Raw genomic sequence first — 17,837 nt, 5'->3', positions numbered from 1 at the left:
ATGCAAGAAGACAGCAGAACTGATTCATCATATGAACTTTTCCGGCAAAATCTGTTGAAGCGAGTATAGATTATACCAGTTTTATAATGGTCCAAATGCCCCATATTATCAGGCTCGGAGCCACCGCGATTGCCCAACATTGTTTATTGCTTAATTGAGTCCACTGGCTAATGCCTACAGCAATTAAATACATGGCCCAGAATGACTCGACACGGATATTGCTGGCCAGATTGTACCAGTCTGAAGTTGCTTCCAATCCTAGCAGATAGGAAAGCGTTAAGGGGGAGAGTGATTCCATTGGCAGTTGATGATTATCGGACAATACAATAACCGTTAAGCTGATTAAGCCGGTTAACACAATCGGCATCGACGTCCACCATAAAAAACCGTACCAGTCGGTGAAACCATTGACATTATTTTCATCCATCTTGGCCATAATATTCAGGTACAGGGCGATAATGGCATTCACCACAATCAGCCCGAAGCCTATGCCTATAATGCTGAAAATTTGCATATTACTTTTATTGAGTCGATCGGCAAAGGCAGCTTGCTCGGCGGGACTTTTGCTGCCCGCCTGGGCCTGGACAATAATTTCCTTGTACCACTCAAAGTCGACAAAATTGAAATACAGATAAATTGGCATAGTGGCCATCAGTATGACCAAAAAAAACGGGATCCATGACCAGTTATGTTGATGAGTCAGTGCAGCAAATACGCGGTTAGGCTTAAAGAATATATCGCTACAAGCTTGAAATGGGGTGTATTTCTGTTCCATTGAATTCCCTTAATATTTTGTTACTACATAACCTAGGTTGGTACGGTTGCAATAAGACTTTGAATACTATGTAATAATTCAAATTATGGCCAGATTAATCAATTTGTGCCAAACAAGCAAAAGGGAATAACGGAATGATTGAAATACATCAACTGGCCAAAAAGTTTGCTGTGGAAAATCCGAAAAAGCTCAGTGAACAGGAGCGCAAGGATCCGCGTTTGAAAGGACGCTTCTTCCATTCGGTGCAAAATGTCAGTTTCAGCTGTCCGGATGGACAGGTTCTGGCCTTGCTTGGCCCCAACGGCGCAGGCAAAACCACCACTTTACGCATTCTATCTACCGCTCTTAAAGCGGATTCAGGTACTGTCAGAATTGATGGTGATGATGTTCTTAAAAATCCTCTTATTGCCCGCAAAAAAATCGGTTTCTTATCGGGAACTACCGGTTTGTACGGACGACTGACCGGACGTGAAAACATCGCCTACTTTGGCCAGTTGCATGGGCTGGGGGCATCTACTATTGCCAGCCGGATTGAAGAATTGGCTGAGTTACTGGATATGCAAAATTTTCTCGACCGTCGTAGTGAAACCTTTTCCAGCGGGATGAAACAAAAAACCGCCATTGCACGGGCAGTGATCCACCAACCGGCTTTGGTTATTCTGGACGAGCCTACTACCGGCCTGGATATTATGGCGACCCAGACAGTACTGGATTTTATTAAACGTCTAAAAGCCCAGGGGACGCCGGTGATTTTTTCCACTCATCATCTTGATGAGGTCAACGAGTTGTGTGATAGGGTGACGGTTATCGACAAGGGGTTAAGCTGTTTTGACGGGTCGATTGAACAATTTAGACAGTTGTCGTCGGGTGGATTACATCAGGCATTTATGCAGGCATTGGGATAAGGAAACCGACAGATGTGGCAAATATTCAATAAAGAATTAAAAGAGCTTCTACGTGACAAGAAAACGCTGTTTTTTATGATCGCCTTGCCGTTATTGTTATTTCCGTTGATTTTTGGCGGTGTAGCCTTTATTTCTGGTCAGGCCATAAAGGACGCACAAAACAAAGTATTGAAGTACGGTTTAATCGGTGCTGAACATGCGCCGCAATTAGCCAGTGCATTGTTGGCGGCCACCGACAAATTTGAGTTGGTTGAGGTTGAGGCGGAGCAGGATTTTAAGCAACTCATTAAGGATCAAGTTGTTGATTTTGTTTTAGTTGTGCCGCAAGGCTTTGATAGCGATCTGTTTACTGCTGGTCAGCAAAAATTACAGCTGCATCTTAACGATGCATCGCTGAACATGGTTTACAACCGGGTTAATGATGAGGTGGAAAAACTCTCCAAACAACGTCAGCAAAAAGCCTTCGGTCAATTAGGGGTCAACGAGGAGCAACAAGCCGCGTTACTCGAGCCTATTTTGCTGGAAAAGAATAATATTGCCGACAAACGGGAAGATTGGGGTGAGAAAATAGGCGGTATTGTGCCTTATCTGGTGTTTATCTTATGTTTTCAGGGGGCAATGTATCCTGCTTCAGATTTGGGCGCAGGCGAGAAAGAACGAGGCACACTGGAAACCTTGCTGATTTCACCTATTGATCGTTACAAAATTGTACTAGGTAAATTTTTAACTATTGCCTTTGCTGGCGCCACTTCGGCGCTGATTACCGTTGCCAGTATGGCAATATGGGGAATTATTCTCAGTCAGGGCATGGCAATCGAATTCGTGGTCGAATTTATGTCGGCGATCAATATGCTCGACTTTATCTTAATGTTTTTAATGCTGATCCCGGTGGTCGCCATTTTTGCCTCGGTGTTATTGTGCTTATCTATTTATGCGCGCAGTTTTAAAGAAGCACAAAGCTATATGGGCGCATTGATCCTGTTTGTTATTATGCCCATCGTGCTGGCTATGCTACCCGGTGTAACCTTGGATGGGGGGTGGGCCTGGGTACCGCTGACCAATGTTGCTCTGGCGATGAAAGAGTTGATTAAAGGCACCATGGATTATTTTGCCTTGATTGCCATTTTTGGCTCAACTGCGCTGATTGCCGGAGCGTTAATTGGCTTTTGTGTGTACTGGTTCAATCAGGAAAAAGTATTGTTCAGATAATTTAGCGACGAGCTACGAGTGCCGAGTCGTTTCACGGAGAAGGTTAGTTGCGTGAAGCGCTCGGTATTTTTATTGATGACTTCAATGACATCAATCGCTCATTACTCAGGTTAAGCATACTCATTCAGGTTTTTCAGATTTTGATTGGGTTGTTTTGAGCGGGAAATACATTTTTAACCATTCGGTTGTTTCTGTTAGCACGGTTTTTCTAGCGGCAACGTCTTGAAAATAATGATCTTGGGCGTCTACCTCGACAAAGCGAAAAGGAACCTTGTTGTATGTCTGCATGGCATCGCGAAATTTTTCAGCCTGAATAAAGGGCACGGTACTGTCCTGATTACCGTGTAATAGCAATACTGGGGCTTTTATCTGTTCTACATTCTCGAGCGGCGTATAAGAGCGAATTTTGCCTTGGTTATTTTCCAGGCCAAGGTATTGATCGTAGTAATACCATTGTTGGCTGCCGACTTGAGAACGATATTTCTTCTGGTGCACAGGATCAGTTACGCCATTGACAGAGATGGCGCATTTAATCAAATCAGCCGATTTCACAGCCATTTGTAGCGCGGAATAGCCGCCGTAACTCCAGCCAATAGCACAAAATCCGTTTTTAGCGGCGATCCCCTTTTTTACCATATTGTGATAGCCGTCGATCACATCCGTCACCATTTTGCCGCCATATTCACCGAAACCCTTATTGCGAAATTCAACGCCATAACCGCTCGAGCCCCTGAAGTTTGGCTGCAATACAGCATATCCCAGAGAAGCATAGTATTGTGCCATCCAGTCGTAACTGGCGTCATCATGAGACTCTGGTCCTCCATGCGGCATCAGGATCATGGGGAAGGGGCCTTGTTTTACTGTTTTTCCGGGGGGCAGCGTTACAAAGCCGTGTATTTTCAGGCCATCGTTGGCCTGATATTCAATCGGCATAACTTGAGAAAATACATGCTCTGCTGGCAAGGTAGACGAAGTTCCCAGCGCATCCATCATGCCGGTATTCAGTGAAAACGTATAAAAGTCGTCCGGCTTGCCCGCTTCGGTGGCTTTAAGCAGAAAGGTTTTCAGATCGCGGGTCCAGGATACGATCAGGACTTTTTTATCCGGCATGGCTTGGGCTAATGCCTTTTTAAGTCCGGCAAAACGTCCGTGGGTAAACATCTGGTCGGGCAGCACACCGTCCCAAAACTCAAATCCGAGTAGCGTGTTGCGATAATCATCTGTTATGGCTGAACCTGTTTGCCCGACTATTTCTCCCTGGAATGTCAGAGGATCGAGTTGGCCGTCAGCAAGAGAGAGTGACATGGCCCCACGCTGATCGTCAAATTGAACGGCTATCTTGCCGCTATCCACCATTCCCATCACACTGAAAGGGACTATGGCTGTATCTTGTTTATAGATAGTGTGTTTTTCAGGTAAATAACTATCCAGCGTAAAGCTGTTGTGTCGTTCCAGCAACTTGGTTTCTGCCAATAGCTTACCCTCAGCGTCGTAAACAAAGTTACGTACACTCAATGCACCTTGTTTAATACGTTCACTGCGGCCATCGTTCAGATCGACCTGATAAATGGTTGCCCGGTAATCGAGTTTATCATTGTCATCAGCCAGCAAAATTTGCATCAATACCGATTCTTGGTCCGGCAACAAGGCAACAACATGGGTCAGATTTCTGATTGATCCTCCAATACCATTCATCAATACCACGCCGGTTTGTTGTTCAACATTAAAGGCATAGATTCGATCATACTCAACTTCTATGGTCTGAAATCTCAGTGCAACATCACGCGTTTGCTGGATATAAACCAACACATGCTTATTGCTTCCCCAACTGACATGTTTGATTTGCGCTTCGTCTCCGGTACCAAAATGTATGGTTGGTTGCTTATCGGTTAAATCCGCTATACATATTTCAAAGCGGCGGCCGTTAGAACATTGGGTTGCCAGATAATGACCATCTGGAGACAGGGCTGGGTGCTGTATGGCGGGAAGCTGCGCGAAATCGTCCAGGGCAGTAACAAGGGAGGGAGTAGCAGCTAAACTGACGTGCGAGAAACAAGTTAATAGTGTCGATAGCAGAAAAACATTTCGCATAATGATAGTCCGTTAATTTATACAGTCCAAAAAATGCCGCTGATCTAGCGGCATTGAAGAATTATTCTATCAGCCCGTGCTTAGACAGGCCGAGGATGCTCCGTCAGGTTCTGGTCACATCCACAAAAATCTTTAGTTTCTGTCCCGGTTGCAAATATTTTTTGATATTAAGCTGATTCCAACGACCAATATCTGATACCAGTACTTTAAATTTCTGCGCGATACGCGCCAGGGAGTCACCGTTGCGAACCGTATAGGTGAGAGTGCGCATTACCGAGTTTTCGGTTTGCTGACTGCTGACACGATTGACCCAGATAACCAGTTCCTGACCCGGGTGTAATGGGTCTGTGGGTGCCATACCATTCCATTTGGCCAGACTGCGTAAATTAACTTTATATTTGCGACTCAAATCCCAGAAGGTATCGCCCGATACGACATGATGAGTTAATTTATTTGCTCCATGCGAGCGAGATTGAGTGGTTTCCAGTCTCTGTTCCTGCGACAGCGAATAGAAATCCAGTGATTTTAGCGCCACAGGAACAACCAGGTGATCGCCAGCCACAATCATGTTGCCCTTAAGTTCGTTAACCTTACGGATGATATCCACTGTGGTGTGGTACTTGTTTGCCAGCTTTAACAAACTGTCACCACTTTTAACTTTGTGGCGTACCCAGTTTAACCGCTGTTCTTCAGCCGTATCAGCCAAGGCAAGGTTAAAGGCTGCAACACTTTCTACCGGTAACAGCAACTGGTGAGGGCCATCGGGATCGGTAGCCCAACGATTATATCCGGGGTTAAGGGCATGCAGCTCCTGGACTGATAAACCGGCCATCTCGGCGGCCAGGGCTAAATCGATTTGTGAACCTATATCAACTATTTCGGTGACAGGGTGATTGGCAATCGGATACCAGTTGTCGTCATCTTCCGGGTGATTACGCATAATATCGGCCAATGCCAGCAATTTGGGTACATAGGCACGGGTTTCCTTGGGCAGATCCAGTGACCAGAAATCGGTAGATAAGCCTTTTTTCTTGTTGGCTTTAACGGCTCGTGAAACACGGCCTTCACCGCTATTGTAGGCCGCCAGCGCGTGTAACCAGTTGCCGTCAAACATCTTGTTTAGATAAGTCAGGTAATCCAGTGCACCATTTGTGGCGGCAATCACGTCACGACGTCCGTCATACCACCAGCCCTGTTTCAAGCCAAAACGCTTGCCTGTTGCTGGTACAAATTGCCACATGCCAGCGGCGCGGCCATGAGAATAGGCAAAGGGGTCAAATGCACTTTCTACTATGGGTAATAGCACCAGTTCCATCGGCATATCGCGTTTTTCGATTTCTTCCACGATCAGGTACAAAAACGGTGAAGCACGTTTGGTGACACGCTGCATATATTCAGGATGAGCCCGGTACCAGTTACGCTGGTTGGCAATCCGGCGGTTATCCGGGATATCAAAATTTAATTGGTTGCGGACCCGTTGCCATACGTCGGTAATTTCGGGTACGGATTCAGGTTGATCTGCTGCAGTATTGGCTTCCAGCTCGACTTCCACTTCATCTATAGGGTGATTGACCGGGATAGTTCCTTCATGTGCCTGTTCGCAATCATCTTTATCCAGATTTTCGGTGTCGCCTTTTTGGCATTGCTCAACAATTTGGGTGGCGATCAGGTGTTCTTCAGTTTGTTGTTGTTCAGTGTCATCGGAGAGAAAGGATGTAGAAGCACAGCCATTAAGGAAAATGAACAGGGGAATACAAAAAATTCGTTTCATAATAATACAGTTTATTCCTTCGTTATTAGACCGCTGTTTTTATTGAATACTGCTATTCAACTGTATGATCTCGCACTTGTTTTTAGTGCGCTATTTATTCTGGATCAAAAATTAGACATTCACAATATTGTGACATTGTACGGGTTAAAACTGATCTTTCCAGCTTCGTAATGCTGCAAAGGTATCTTTTTCCCCATGTAATACCTTTCCTGCGTGTTGCGCCACCCGTTGTAATACCTCTGGTTGATCGCAGCGCAGAAACGGATTTATGCTCAACTCCCGAGCAATAGTGCTGGGCAGGGTAGGCTGATCTTTTATCCTTATCTGCTTGGCCTGGCTGACATAATCGCGCAGTTGATGATTACCCGGCTCGACTTCCGAGGCAAAGCGCAGGTTAGCCAAGGTGTATTCATGGGCACAATATACTTTTGTGTTGGCTGGCAATTTAGCTAGCTTTTGCAAAGAACCAAACATTTGCTCCGCTGAGCCTTCAAACAAACGACCGCAACCGGCCGAAAATAGCGTGTCGCCGCAAAATAGACCGACCGATCCAAAAAAAGCAATGTGGTCACGAGTATGACCCGGCACGTCGAACACCTCAAACTGCAGCGATAATCCGTCAAGAGTGATTTTGTCACCTTCGCTCAGGCAATGATCCACATGGGAAATACGTTCCCGGTTAGCCGCATAAACAACGGCATCGGGAAACTTATCTTTCAAGCTGGAAAGGCCACCAATATGATCGTCATGATGATGGGTAATCAGGATATCGGTCAGGGTGAGTTGATGCTGTTGTAAAAATGCCAGTACTGGTTTGGCATCTCCGGGATCCACTACAGCACAACGTTTACCTTGCCGTATACACCAAATGTAATTATCTTCAAATGCGCGAATTGGGGTGACTTCAGTCATACTTGAGTTCATCATCAGTTTATATCATCTTTATTTTGGCAGTTGTGTTAACAAACCTGTAGTAAAAAATGAAACCAGCATATTTATCCGACAAACCTGTTTACCCCCGATCCTGGCAACAATTGCCTTTAGGGGAGCGTATTGGCCAGTTAACTGAGCAAACCGTTAACGCCAAATGCCGCCAGTTTTTTGGTTATCATATGGTGCAGTTGGGTGACTTGAGTTGCCAATTGGATCTCAGTCCGTGTCCGATTCAGCACCGAATATTACAGACTCATAAAATAAATAATGGTTCCGGATTATTGTCATTATCCGAAGCTCTGCCTTATCAGGAAAACTCCATCGACGCCTTTGTGTTGGCCCATGAGCTCGACTTTGCCAGTGACCCGCACCAGATACTGCGAGAAATCAACTACGCGATTATTCCCAACGGCCATCTGGTGATCAGCGGCTTTAACCCGGTTAGTTTTGCTGGATTGGGACGTTTATTGCCGATTAAACGTGACAGCGTGTTGCGTCAGGCTCGATTTTTTACTGCCGGGCGGATTAAGGACTGGTTGCAGTTGTTAGGGTTTGAAGTACTTAGCGACGAGCGGATGTTACACAGTGAATTATTATTTGAACGTCAGGCTCGTCCCAATAGCCGCTGGCAAAACTTTAGTGATAAATATTTACCGTTATTAGGCTCGATTTATGTGATTACCGCCAAAAAGCGTGAATCGACCCTGACCATGATTAAACCCAAATGGAAAGTAGGGCGACAATTTGCACCGGTTGGCGCCAGCGTACAGGCTTGGCATCGGGATAGTCGCTAGTTTGTAGGCGGTTATCTTTAAACTGATTTTAGCCTTTCGACAGCTCATTCTTCGCGCTCAAGGCGAACGTAAACCGAACAACGGGAATGGTGGACGTGGGAAATAATCCGTCGAGACTGAGTTGCGTTTCCCTTCGACAGATCGTTTTTGATAATCAGGAGGAATGGCGAGCAACCGTTCGTGGTGAGCGTGAGGAACGAATAGTCGAACCACAATTTGACTTTTAGGCTTGTGTTTGGGGGAAGTGGATAACAAGCATAAAAAAGCGGGCTAACTGACAGCCCGCTATTCACACTCAATAGGGTTATTTTACCTTCATACCCGGTTTGGCACCCGCATGAGGTTCCATTACCCACAGATCTTTTCCGCCGGGACCTGCGGCCAGTACCATGCCCTCGGATAAACCAAAACGCATTTTACGCGGAGCCAGGTTGGCAACCATCAGGGTTAATTTACCTTGCAGGTCTTCCGGTGCATAAGCGGATTTTATCCCGGCAAATACCTGGCGGGTTTCGCCACCCAAATCCAGCTCAAGGCGCAGTAATTTTTCCGCACCTTCCACATGCTCGGCTTTGGCAATTAAGGCGACACGTAGATCCACTTTGGCAAAATCGGCGAACTCGATAGTTTCACCAATAGGATCTTTGGCTAGTTCGCTGTCAGGATCGGCTTTGGCGCCTTGTGTAGCTTGTAAATCTTCTTTGGAGGCTTCAATCAGCTGATTAACCTTATCCATCTCGACCCGTTGCATTAACGGTTTGAATTTATTGACAGGGTGATCGATAAGCAAGGTTTGTGCGCTACCCCATGTCAATGTGTCGTTCAGGAATTCTTCGGCTTGCGCTGCCATTGTTGGCAATACCGGTTTCAAATAGGTAACCAGAATACGGAACAGGTTAATGCCCATTGAACAGACGTCGTGGGTAAATTGCTCCTGGCCTTGCTGTTTGATGCTTACCCAGGGGGCATTGGCATCAATAAACTGGTTGGCTTTGTCGGCCAGCGCCATAATGTCTCGAATGGCACGGTTATACTGACGTTTCTCGAATGCTTCAGCAATGCTGCCAGAGGCCTGTTGGAATTGATTGACTAAATCTTGATCCAGCACATTGGTGGACAGTTTGCCGTCGAAACGTTTGGTGATAAAGCTGGCACAACGACTGGCGATATTGACCACTTTACCGACCAGATCGGCATTTACTTTTAGTACAAAGTCTTCAAAATTCAGATCGATGTCAGTGACACCGTCATTCAGTTTACTGGCGTAGTAATAGCGCAGATATTCCGGATTCAGGTGCTCCAGAAAGGTACGGCCTTTAATAAAGGTACCTTTGGATTTGGACATCTTGGCACCGTTAACTGTCACAAAACCGTGCACATTTACCCCGGTGGGCTTACGGAAACCGGCACCTTCCAGCATAGCGGGCCAAAACAGCGAGTGGAAATAGGTAATATCCTTGCCGATGAAGTGATACAACTCGGCACTGGAATCCTTGTTCCAGTATTCATCAAAGTCGATATTGTTGTTATCACAGAAATTTTTAAAGCTGGCCATATAGCCAACCGGTGCATCTACCCACACATAAAAATACTTGCCCGGCGCATTGGGGATTTCAAAACCGAAGTAGGGCGCATCTCGGCTGATATCCCATTGCTGTAAGCCATCCTCAAACCATTCCTGCAGTTTATTGGCCATTTCGGCCTGAATGGCACCGCTTTTCATCCAGTCTTGCAGCATGTCGGAAAACTGCGGCAAGTCGAAAAAGTAGTGTTCGGAATCTTTTAATACCGGCGTCGCGCCGGATACCACTGAACGGGGATTTTTCATTTCAACCGGGCTGTAGGTGGCACTACAGACATCGCAGCTGTCACCGTTTTGATCTTCAGCGCCGCATTTTGGGCAGGTGCCTTTGACAAAGCGGTCGGGCAAGAACATCTGCTTTTCCGGATCAAACAACTGGCTGATGGTGCGTTTAACGATATAACCAGCCTCGTCCAGGCGGTTATAAATTAATTCACAGATTTCACGATTTTCGTCTGAATGGGTGACATAGTAGTTGTTATAATCCACCCCGAAGTCCATCAGATCCTGATGGTGTTCAGCGCGAGTCTGGGCCACCATTTGCTCGGGGGTAATACCCAGCTCCTGGGCCTTGAGCATAACCGGTGTACCATGTGCATCATCGGCGCAGACGCTGTAACATTGATGGCCGCACATGCGTTGAAATCTTGTCCAGATATCAGTTTGGATATGCTCAAGTAAATGGCCTAGATGAATAGAGCCGTTGGCATAGGGAAGGGCACTGGTAACAAGAATTTTGCGCTGTGTCTGGGTCATAATAATTACGGAAAACCATAGCTAATAAAGAGGTGGCGAATGTTACCGAAAACCACCACGCTTTGCATCGACAAATTCGCTTATCTAACCGGAGAAAACCATGATTTTTGGCAAAAAGCAGCTAACCGATGAAGTATGTCGCCAAATACAGCAGGAAATCGGCCAATTTTACGCGATTCCGCCAAGCTGTGTTGGTGGATGGTTAAGTGCCAAAAACAATAAATTATCTATAGAAATCCCCTTTGCCGCCAGTTCGCAATTACCGTCGTTGCAGAGTGAATTGCAGCAATGGTTACACCATCAGTCACTGGATAAAATAGAGTTGGCCTTTAGCCAGTCGATTATGCCATTACCAACCAATAATCCACCCATTCCCTGTATCAAAAATGTGCTGGCGGTGGCGTCGGGCAAAGGTGGGGTGGGGAAATCCACCAGCGCGGTGAATCTGGCCTATGCATTGATTCAGGAAGGTGCAACGGTGGGAATTCTGGATGCGGATATTTATGGTCCCTCTATTCCCATTATGTTGGGTAATCCCAACGCGCAACCGGATAGTGATGACGGCCGGCATATGCAACCGTTGCAGTCTCATGGTCTGGTGGCCAATTCCATTGGCTATCTGGTGCCAGCCGAAGACGCCGCCATCTGGCGTGGACCAATGGCCAGTAAAGCCTTGCAGCAACTGTTAATGGAAACCGCCTGGCCAGCACTGGATTATCTGATTGTTGATATGCCGCCGGGCACCGGCGATATTCAACTGACCTTGTCAAAAAGCGTGCCGGTAAGCGGGGCGGTCATAGTGACCACACCACAGGATATTGCCCTGGCCGATGCGTTAAAAGGCATCACCATGTTTAATAAGGTCGATGTGCCGGTGCTGGGTATTATCGAAAATATGAGTTATTACCAATGCCGCCAATGCGGACACAAAGAAATGCTGTTTGCCAGCGAAGGCGGGGTAAAACTGGCTAAAGATCATCAGGTGGAATTGCTGGGGCAGTTGCCGCTGGATATTGTTATTCGTGAACACGCCGACAAGGGCGAGCCATTGCTAATCAGCGAGCCTGACAGTCCGCTAAGCGCCAGCTATCGGGCGGCAGCACGCAATATGAGCAAACAGCTGTATTTGCAATCGCTAAAACCCGGCCAGAAAATTTCGGTTACCAATTTGTCCTGACAACTTTGAGTTGAGGGCTGCGAGCGTCGAGCTAAAGCCACGACCTACAATAGCTCATGGTAGATTGTAGGTCGGCATTTATGCCGTCAGTATTGTTTATCCTCGAGCCGTCATTCTCGATCAAAACGATGCCGGGATGATGTAGTTAATATTTGTTGGCAAGCCAATGCAGGTTTTGGTCTTTGCACCTAGCGCGAAGCTCGACTCTCGCAACTGAATGATGATAGGTGTATTTTCCATCGGCATGAGTATAATGGCGGCGACAAAAATGTCATCAGTTTCAGTTATTAGCCAACCACTGCCAATCGAGAATAAAAACAATGCGTTTGTGTGATAAAGACATCGTCAAATATTTACAGGAAGGAACAATTGCCATTAATCCGCCTCCGGCACAGGAGATGATCAGTGGTGTCACGGTAGATATCAGACTAGGTAACAAGTTTCGTGTCTTTCAGGATCACCACGCACCTTATATTGATTTGAGTGGCACCAAAGAATCCATGCAAGCCGCGCTTAATTCAGTGATGAGCGACGAAATTGTTCTCGATGAAGGCAAAGCATTTTTCTTGCATCCCGGTGAACTGGCGCTGGCAGTGACTCATGAATCTATCACTTTGCCGGCCAATATTGTTGGTTGGCTGGATGGGCGTTCTTCACTGGCGCGACTGGGGTTAATGGTGCATGTCACCGCACACCGCATTGATCCGGGCTGGTCGGGCAATATCGTGCTGGAGTTTTTCAATGGCGGTAAATTGCCTTTAGCCTTAAAACCAATGATGAAAATCGGCGCGGTCAGTTTTGAAATGATGTCCGGCCATGCCGAAAAACCCTATAATTCGCGGCTGGATGCCAAATATCGCGGACAGGATGGAGCCATCGCCAGTCGTATCGACGCCGACGGCAGTGACGGGGCCAAATAAACACGCGGAACATACCAAAATGCTCAAGCTTTAGGCAAACAGGCTATTTGGTGGATCTAATCCGTTGCATTGAAAGCATAATTGAGTACACTATGCGCCTTCGGTCGGTATGTAGCGCAGCTTGGTAGCGCACTGTCATGGGGTGTCAGGGGTCGGAGGTTCAAATCCTCTCATACCGACCAATTCCTTCTTCTCTCAAGTATTTCCAATACTTTTAAATCCAGCGAAAACATTAATTGAACCTCCAACATAAGCGCGGAGCGGTTACGTCGGATTCACAAATTTGTATGGAACAAATTTGAACGCGCTTTAGCGCGGCCCGAAGGGCGTAGCACAGGATGTGCGAAGTAAATCCTCTCATACCGACCAATTCCTTCTTCCTCTTTGTTTGAAAAATAAACCCATTAATTCTATTGTTGTTTCTGTGATTACTACCTTTTGGAAATGGATAGTTAGGGAATTTGGCAATGGAATATCCATCACCATTAAAACAAAGTGCTAAATATGGAGCGGGGGTTGCGCTTGGCACATTGATTTATCAGTTAACCATAAGCGAAGGATATGCTCTTGATATTTACCGGCCTATTTTTGTTGGCATTTTAAGCACGATTTTTTTATACATCTTGTTCCGCCGTAATAATAAGAATTAACCTGCATAAAGTCTCCTGGTTGTGCTATCAACCGGCGTCAGGCTTAAAGGTTTTCACACCTAGCAATTTCGTTGTTCTCACCAAATTAGTTTGTCAGCGGGCAGGATTGCCATAACAGGATTAAATTTTCTTCAGTTAACTTAGGTTAATTACCTTCAACATTATCCCCGTTAAAGTGTTCTTCGATTTAATCCAACCAAGGTGATGACCATGAGTACTATTACCGCATTGCGATGGCGGAGTTCGCTTAAACAATTTTCAAGTCACAAAGTGGCTAGCAATATCATTCAAAACCTGCTGGAAGCGGCGCGTTTATCCGCGTCGTCCTATGGCTTGCAACCTTACCGGGTTTGGGTGGTTGACGATCCTGATTTATTGGCACAACTGAGTGAGCAGGCGTATGGCCAGACTCAGGTTGCACAATGCTCTCATTTGTTGGTATTTGCCAATGAAACTGTTGTTAACGATAGAACCGTTGACCGCTATTTCGAATATTATTATCAACAGACACAGTCCCAGCCCGGCAGTCTGGATGGGTATGCGAGTCATATTAAATCTGCATTGGCGTCAAAAACTGCAGGCCAGGCTGCGATATGGGCTGAGCAGCAAGCTTATATTGCGTTGGGAGCGGTATTGACCGAAGCCGCGGTATTAGGTGTCGACACCTGTCCGATGACAGGGTTTGACAACAAAGCGATAAATCACACCCTTGGCCTTGACCAGCATGAACTCAACGCTTGTGTCATTTGTGCGGTTGGCTATCGCAATGACAATACCCAAGCGCAGGTAAAAGTGCGCACGCCTAGCGAGCAGTTTGCCCGGTTTGTGGCGTAATAAGGAGTAGTGAATGAATTTAGATGAGTATTTCAAATTATTGGGGTTAACCAAGCCTGAGCAGCCGGACCTGGCTTTTTTACATCAGTATGTCGCCCGTCATATGGCATTGTTTACCTTTAATAATCTGGCAGTGTTATTGCGCGAGCCTATGCCTTTGGATACGCCGTCGTTACTGGAAAAAGTAGTACGGCGGGGGGCTGGTGGATATTGCTTTGAGCACAATAAAATTGCCTGTGAGGCTTTAACTCATCTGGGATATTCAACCCGAATTGTGGTTGGCCGGGTATTGAACAACTATGTGCGCCCGGTTCCCAGGACTCACCGTATTACCTTGGTCGACATCGCGGCGGAAAGCTATCTGGTTGATGTGGGTTTTGGTCCTGCTTGTCCTGTTGCGCCTATTGCTGTTAACGCACAAGCGCCGCAACAAGCCGGCCAGGAGTACTACCAAATCAAGGCTTTGGCCAATCACGAGTATGATCTAGTGCTGGAAAAGGCCGATGGTCCCTTTATTCTGTACCGGTTTGATCTTGGTCAGTATAGCGATGCAGATTGTGCTGTGGGGCACTTTTATTCCCACAAGCATCCCGATGCAGTGTTTGTGAACAATCTGGTGGTCAGCAAGAAAACAGCCAAGGAAACCGTTGCCCTGACTAACCATCGTTTGACTCACCGCACTCAGTCACAAGAATTAACCACGACAATTGACTCAGGAACAGCTCTGTTTAAGGTGTTAACCCAGACCTTCGCGCTGAATATTGAACAGGAAATTTGCCAGTTTTTGTTCGAGCGTTATATTGCGCCTAAATTGGCCGGCAATGAATCGTCTGCTGGCGTGGTGTCCGGGCGTTAATGCTATGGGGTCAATAATGATTGCCATATTGTGGGCCTGGTTAATGGCCTGCTCATTTGTGGTTTCCGGGATGATGACACATTACGCCTCGCCACTAGCGGCCACAGGTTTGCGGTTTTTGCTGGCATTAGCGCTAATGACACCTTTTTATATGGCAAACCGTTCGCACCATTCCATGCCGTTAAAAACACTTTGTCAGTCGCCGGTAACCCTGTTGCATTATGCATTGATTAGCGGATCTTTGGTGGGATTCTTTGTCGGTTTGTTTACCGCATTAAAAACCACTACGTCGTTGAATACTTCCGTGATGTACACCTTGGTACCATTGTTGGCGGCAATGTTAGCGATGATTTTTGGTGTCAGAACGTCAACAAAGCAATGGCTGGGTTATATTCTGGGCGCGGGGGGCGCAGTCACTGTGTTACTGGTTACCCGCGGCGGGAAACTGGAATGGCACATCGGCGATATGATCTATCTCGGTGCCTGCGGATTGTTAGCCTTTCATGTGATCAGTGTTCAGCTGTGGGGAGGCGGGGTGTCGGCCATTGAAGGTGCCTATCGTATTCTGTTATTTGGCGTGCTGTGGCTGGTGCCGATAGTGGTGATATGGGGCGAGTTGTCTCAGGTGCAGTGGCAAGCACAAAGGTTTTGGTTGTTGCTGTTGTTTTTAACCGTATTTGCGACATTGTTGACTTTCGTATTGCAGCAACTGGTGATCAAGTTTGCGGGAGCCAAGCGGTTATTGGGCATGTCCTATACCATACCGATTTGGGTATCTTGCTATCAGGCAACCCAACAACTCGATCTTGCGCTTTTTTCTGCAGGTTTTACTATCGGATCCATTATGGTTATTTTGGCGTTGTTGATGATTGACAGTACATCGAACAGGGAAAAGGTCGCAGTGAATGGATAGGCAGCATTTCCGACAACAGTTAGCGGATTTTTTCGACCAGTATCATGCAGGAACCGACTGGACACGCTTTACCCTGGGGTTTGAGGTACATGCTGTCAAGCGCGGTGACTGCCTGTTTCGTCAGGGCGATCAATCCGCGCAGATGTATTTTTTAAGTAGTGGACTGGTGCGGTATTACAGTGTTTCAGAAAGCGGTAAAGAATATACACAAACCATTGCCAAAGCGCCCAGAGTGGTCGGCTCAACTCGGGCGATGACGCTTGGTCAACCGGCTCTTTTTACCATTGAGGCACTTGAAAATTGCATCGCGATTTCATTCCCGTGGAAGCCATTTTATGCGCAAATGAGCCAGGACTTGGCGTTTATGCATGCATACGCCAAGTTTCTGGAAGCGATTTTTATTCGCAAGGAGTTAAAAGAAAGTGCCATGGTGAAACATTCTGCTACCCAGCGGTATCTGGATTTTTGCAGTGATTTTCCTGAGTTAAAGGACAGTTTGCCCAAACAGCAAATTGCTGCCTATATTGGCATTACCCCGGTAGCCTTGAGTCGCATACGTGCCCAGATTGAGTAAGCGGTCGAACAACTAAAACGGTAAGCTTTCTTCGTCCCTTAGGGTTAACACTTCGCAGCCCGACGCCGTCACTGCGATGGTGTGCTCCCATTGGGCCGATAATTTTTTGTCTCTGGTGATCACTGTCCAGCCATCTTTCTTTTGTTTGGTTTTATAGGTGCCCTGATTAATCATCGGTTCAATGGTAAATACCATGCCTTCAGCCAGAATCAGGCCTGTACCCGGAGTGCCGAAATGCAGTATTTGTGGTTCTTCGTGCATTTCGCGCCCGATACCATGGCCGCAATATTCTCGTACAACACTAAAGCCGTGTTTTTCTGCATAATTCTGGATGGCATGGCCTATATCGCCAGTGGTGGCACCCGGTTTGACGCTGCTGATACCTTGCCACATTGCGTCGTAACAGACGTTGACCAGCTTGGTGGCGATTGGCAGCGGCTGACCGATCGAATACATTTTGCTGCTATCAGCGATGTAACCGTTTTTTTCCAGGGTGATATCAATATTGACGATGTCGCCGTTTTTAAGTCTCTTGGCTTGTGTCGGTACGCCGTGGCACACCACTTCGTTGATCGACGAGTTCAACACATATTGGTAACCATATTGGCCCTTGCTGGCAGGTCTGGCGTTTAATGTATTGACTATATAATCTTCAACAAAGTCGTTAACTTCCATGGTGGACACGTCGATTTTGACGAATTCATCCAGGGCGGCGAAAACGCGTGCAAGCAGTTTCCCTGCTTCACGCATTAACTGCAGTTCATCAGGGGTTTTGATGATGTTACTCATTGATCAGTCTCACCGACGTGACATTTTGATTCTTCATTTCCCGCTCAAGGATCTGTTCGTAATTTAATGTCGGATTCTGTTCGGCCAGTCGTCCTATTTTCAGCCAAAACTCTGCTTGAGAATTAATCGAACGCTCCATCACCGTGCTGTTTTTCCTGACTTCTTCGTGAAGCTGATCCGAAATTTTTACAATACCCATAACCACTCCAACATATGATTTGCTATAAAATGTAGCATATTGAAGTGTCTTATAGTAGTCAGAAAGACAGATTTCCAACGTATTGGAAATCTGTCTTTAGTTAGCGGGG

At 46.5% G+C, this 17,837-nt stretch carries 17 protein-coding genes and 1 tRNA gene; 11 read left to right on the top strand and 7 right to left on the bottom strand.

Annotation, left to right across the window (positions count from 1 at the left end):
• Positions 1 to 70: 70 nt before the first annotated feature.
• Positions 71 to 775: a Yip1 family protein gene (locus V1467_RS11720; protein WP_416305155.1), complete on the bottom strand. Its 705-nt coding sequence runs from the start codon at positions 773 to 775 to the stop codon at positions 71 to 73.
• 134 nt (positions 776 to 909) lie between these two features.
• On the opposite strand from V1467_RS11720, the gene V1467_RS11715 reads away from it, so the two are divergent.
• Both V1467_RS11715 and V1467_RS11710 read left to right on the top strand, forming a co-directional pair.
• The gene (locus V1467_RS11715) at positions 910 to 1,680 is read left to right on the top strand and encodes an ATP-binding cassette domain-containing protein (RefSeq protein WP_416305154.1); all 771 of its coding nucleotides are present in this window, start codon (positions 910 to 912) and stop codon (positions 1,678 to 1,680) included.
• 12 nt (positions 1,681 to 1,692) lie between these two features.
• Positions 1,693 to 2,889 carry an ABC transporter permease gene (locus V1467_RS11710; protein ID WP_416305153.1) on the top strand — a complete coding sequence of 399 codons (1,197 nt, stop codon included), beginning with the start codon at positions 1,693 to 1,695 and terminating at the stop codon, positions 2,887 to 2,889.
• Positions 2,890 to 3,009: 120 nt separating this feature from the next.
• Here V1467_RS11710 and V1467_RS11705 read toward each other — a convergent pair whose 3' ends face one another.
• The 3 genes from V1467_RS11705 to gloB form a co-directional block, all read right to left on the bottom strand.
• A complete protein-coding gene (locus V1467_RS11705) occupies positions 3,010 to 4,980 on the bottom strand; it encodes an alpha/beta hydrolase family protein (protein WP_416305152.1) in 1,971 nt (656 codons plus the stop codon).
• 103 nt (positions 4,981 to 5,083) lie between these two features.
• Positions 5,084 to 6,751 (bottom strand): LysM peptidoglycan-binding domain-containing protein, encoded by a 1,668-nt coding sequence (locus V1467_RS11700; protein WP_416305151.1) that lies wholly within the window; start codon positions 6,749 to 6,751, stop codon positions 5,084 to 5,086.
• A 144-nt stretch (positions 6,752 to 6,895) separates the two neighbouring features.
• Entirely contained in the window at positions 6,896 to 7,678 is a 783-nt protein-coding gene (gene gloB, locus V1467_RS11695) for a hydroxyacylglutathione hydrolase (RefSeq protein WP_416305150.1), read from the bottom strand.
• A gap of 53 nt (positions 7,679 to 7,731) precedes the next feature.
• Here gloB and V1467_RS11690 point away from each other — a divergent pair, with 53 nt between their 5' ends.
• A complete protein-coding gene (locus V1467_RS11690; protein ID WP_416305149.1) occupies positions 7,732 to 8,478 on the top strand; it encodes a class I SAM-dependent methyltransferase in 747 nt (248 codons plus the stop codon).
• Positions 8,479 to 8,782: 304 nt separating this feature from the next.
• On the opposite strand, the gene metG is transcribed toward V1467_RS11690, so the two are convergent.
• Positions 8,783 to 10,816: a methionine--tRNA ligase gene (metG, locus tag V1467_RS11685; RefSeq protein ID WP_416305148.1), complete on the bottom strand. Its 2,034-nt coding sequence runs from the start codon at positions 10,814 to 10,816 to the stop codon at positions 8,783 to 8,785.
• A 100-nt stretch (positions 10,817 to 10,916) separates the two neighbouring features.
• Between metG and apbC the strand changes: the two genes are divergently transcribed.
• The 8 genes from apbC (at position 10,917) to V1467_RS11645 (ending at position 16,740) form a co-directional block, all read left to right on the top strand.
• A complete protein-coding gene (gene apbC, locus V1467_RS11680; RefSeq protein WP_416305147.1) occupies positions 10,917 to 11,993 on the top strand; it encodes an iron-sulfur cluster carrier protein ApbC in 1,077 nt (358 codons plus the stop codon).
• 320 nt (positions 11,994 to 12,313) lie between these two features.
• Positions 12,314 to 12,913, top strand: a complete 600-nt coding sequence (gene dcd / locus V1467_RS11675) for a dCTP deaminase (protein ID WP_416305146.1) — start codon at positions 12,314 to 12,316, stop codon at positions 12,911 to 12,913.
• A 105-nt stretch (positions 12,914 to 13,018) separates the two neighbouring features.
• Positions 13,019 to 13,095: transfer RNA gene (locus V1467_RS11670), tRNA-Pro, on the top strand.
• A gap of 285 nt (positions 13,096 to 13,380) precedes the next feature.
• Positions 13,381 to 13,563 (top strand): hypothetical protein, encoded by a 183-nt coding sequence (locus V1467_RS11665; protein ID WP_416305145.1) that lies wholly within the window; start codon positions 13,381 to 13,383, stop codon positions 13,561 to 13,563.
• 210 nt (positions 13,564 to 13,773) lie between these two features.
• Complete coding sequence (locus tag V1467_RS11660; protein ID WP_416305144.1) at positions 13,774 to 14,397, top strand: nitroreductase family protein; 624 nt, start codon at positions 13,774 to 13,776, stop codon at positions 14,395 to 14,397.
• Positions 14,398 to 14,410: 13 nt separating this feature from the next.
• A complete protein-coding gene (locus tag V1467_RS11655) occupies positions 14,411 to 15,253 on the top strand; it encodes an arylamine N-acetyltransferase family protein (RefSeq protein ID WP_416305143.1) in 843 nt (280 codons plus the stop codon).
• A 16-nt stretch (positions 15,254 to 15,269) separates the two neighbouring features.
• Positions 15,270 to 16,166: a DMT family transporter gene (locus V1467_RS11650; protein ID WP_416305142.1), complete on the top strand. Its 897-nt coding sequence runs from the start codon at positions 15,270 to 15,272 to the stop codon at positions 16,164 to 16,166.
• A complete protein-coding gene (locus V1467_RS11645) occupies positions 16,159 to 16,740 on the top strand; it encodes a Crp/Fnr family transcriptional regulator (protein WP_416305141.1) in 582 nt (193 codons plus the stop codon). Before V1467_RS11650 ends, V1467_RS11645 begins: the two co-directional genes overlap by 8 nt.
• 12 nt (positions 16,741 to 16,752) lie before the next feature.
• Here V1467_RS11645 and map read toward each other — a convergent pair whose 3' ends face one another.
• Together map and V1467_RS11635 are read right to left on the bottom strand one after the other, a co-directional pair.
• Positions 16,753 to 17,529 (bottom strand): type I methionyl aminopeptidase, encoded by a 777-nt coding sequence (gene map, locus V1467_RS11640; protein WP_416305140.1) that lies wholly within the window; start codon positions 17,527 to 17,529, stop codon positions 16,753 to 16,755.
• A complete protein-coding gene (locus V1467_RS11635) occupies positions 17,522 to 17,728 on the bottom strand; it encodes a ParD-like family protein (protein WP_416305139.1) in 207 nt (68 codons plus the stop codon). The genes map and V1467_RS11635 overlap by 8 nt, the downstream gene beginning before the upstream one ends.
• Between the last annotated feature and the right edge of the window lie 109 nt (positions 17,729 to 17,837).

Origin of the sequence: Neptunicella plasticusilytica, from assembly GCF_047922965.1 — a bacterium.
In the GTDB taxonomy this organism is placed as follows: Bacteria; Pseudomonadota; Gammaproteobacteria; order Enterobacterales; family Alteromonadaceae; genus Neptunicella; species Neptunicella plasticusilytica.
This window is presented reverse-complemented; position numbering and strand designations above follow the sequence as displayed.

What these genes read in the sequence shown, in the direction of transcription:
- V1467_RS11715 (WP_416305154.1), top strand. Translation starts at nt 910, where the DNA reads ATGATTGAAATACATCAACTGGCCAAAAAGTTTGCTGTGGAAAATCCG.
- V1467_RS11700 (WP_416305151.1), bottom strand. Translation starts at nt 6,751, where the DNA reads ATGAAACGAATTTTTTGTATTCCCCTGTTCATTTTCCTTAATGGCTGT.
- map (WP_416305140.1), bottom strand. Translation starts at nt 17,529, where the DNA reads ATGAGTAACATCATCAAAACCCCTGATGAACTGCAGTTAATGCGTGAA.
- V1467_RS11720 (WP_416305155.1), bottom strand. Translation starts at nt 775, where the DNA reads ATGGAACAGAAATACACCCCATTTCAAGCTTGTAGCGATATATTCTTT.
- V1467_RS11645 (WP_416305141.1), top strand. Translation starts at nt 16,159, where the DNA reads ATGGATAGGCAGCATTTCCGACAACAGTTAGCGGATTTTTTCGACCAG.
- V1467_RS11650 (WP_416305142.1), top strand. Translation starts at nt 15,270, where the DNA reads ATGATTGCCATATTGTGGGCCTGGTTAATGGCCTGCTCATTTGTGGTT.
- V1467_RS11655 (WP_416305143.1), top strand. Translation starts at nt 14,411, where the DNA reads ATGAATTTAGATGAGTATTTCAAATTATTGGGGTTAACCAAGCCTGAG.
- V1467_RS11705 (WP_416305152.1), bottom strand. Translation starts at nt 4,980, where the DNA reads ATGCGAAATGTTTTTCTGCTATCGACACTATTAACTTGTTTCTCGCAC.
- metG (WP_416305148.1), bottom strand. Translation starts at nt 10,816, where the DNA reads ATGACCCAGACACAGCGCAAAATTCTTGTTACCAGTGCCCTTCCCTAT.
- gloB (WP_416305150.1), bottom strand. Translation starts at nt 7,678, where the DNA reads ATGATGAACTCAAGTATGACTGAAGTCACCCCAATTCGCGCATTTGAA.
- V1467_RS11710 (WP_416305153.1), top strand. Translation starts at nt 1,693, where the DNA reads ATGTGGCAAATATTCAATAAAGAATTAAAAGAGCTTCTACGTGACAAG.
- V1467_RS11635 (WP_416305139.1), bottom strand. Translation starts at nt 17,728, where the DNA reads ATGGGTATTGTAAAAATTTCGGATCAGCTTCACGAAGAAGTCAGGAAA.
- V1467_RS11690 (WP_416305149.1), top strand. Translation starts at nt 7,732, where the DNA reads ATGAAACCAGCATATTTATCCGACAAACCTGTTTACCCCCGATCCTGG.
- apbC (WP_416305147.1), top strand. Translation starts at nt 10,917, where the DNA reads ATGATTTTTGGCAAAAAGCAGCTAACCGATGAAGTATGTCGCCAAATA.
- dcd (WP_416305146.1), top strand. Translation starts at nt 12,314, where the DNA reads ATGCGTTTGTGTGATAAAGACATCGTCAAATATTTACAGGAAGGAACA.
- V1467_RS11665 (WP_416305145.1), top strand. Translation starts at nt 13,381, where the DNA reads ATGGAATATCCATCACCATTAAAACAAAGTGCTAAATATGGAGCGGGG.
- V1467_RS11660 (WP_416305144.1), top strand. Translation starts at nt 13,774, where the DNA reads ATGAGTACTATTACCGCATTGCGATGGCGGAGTTCGCTTAAACAATTT.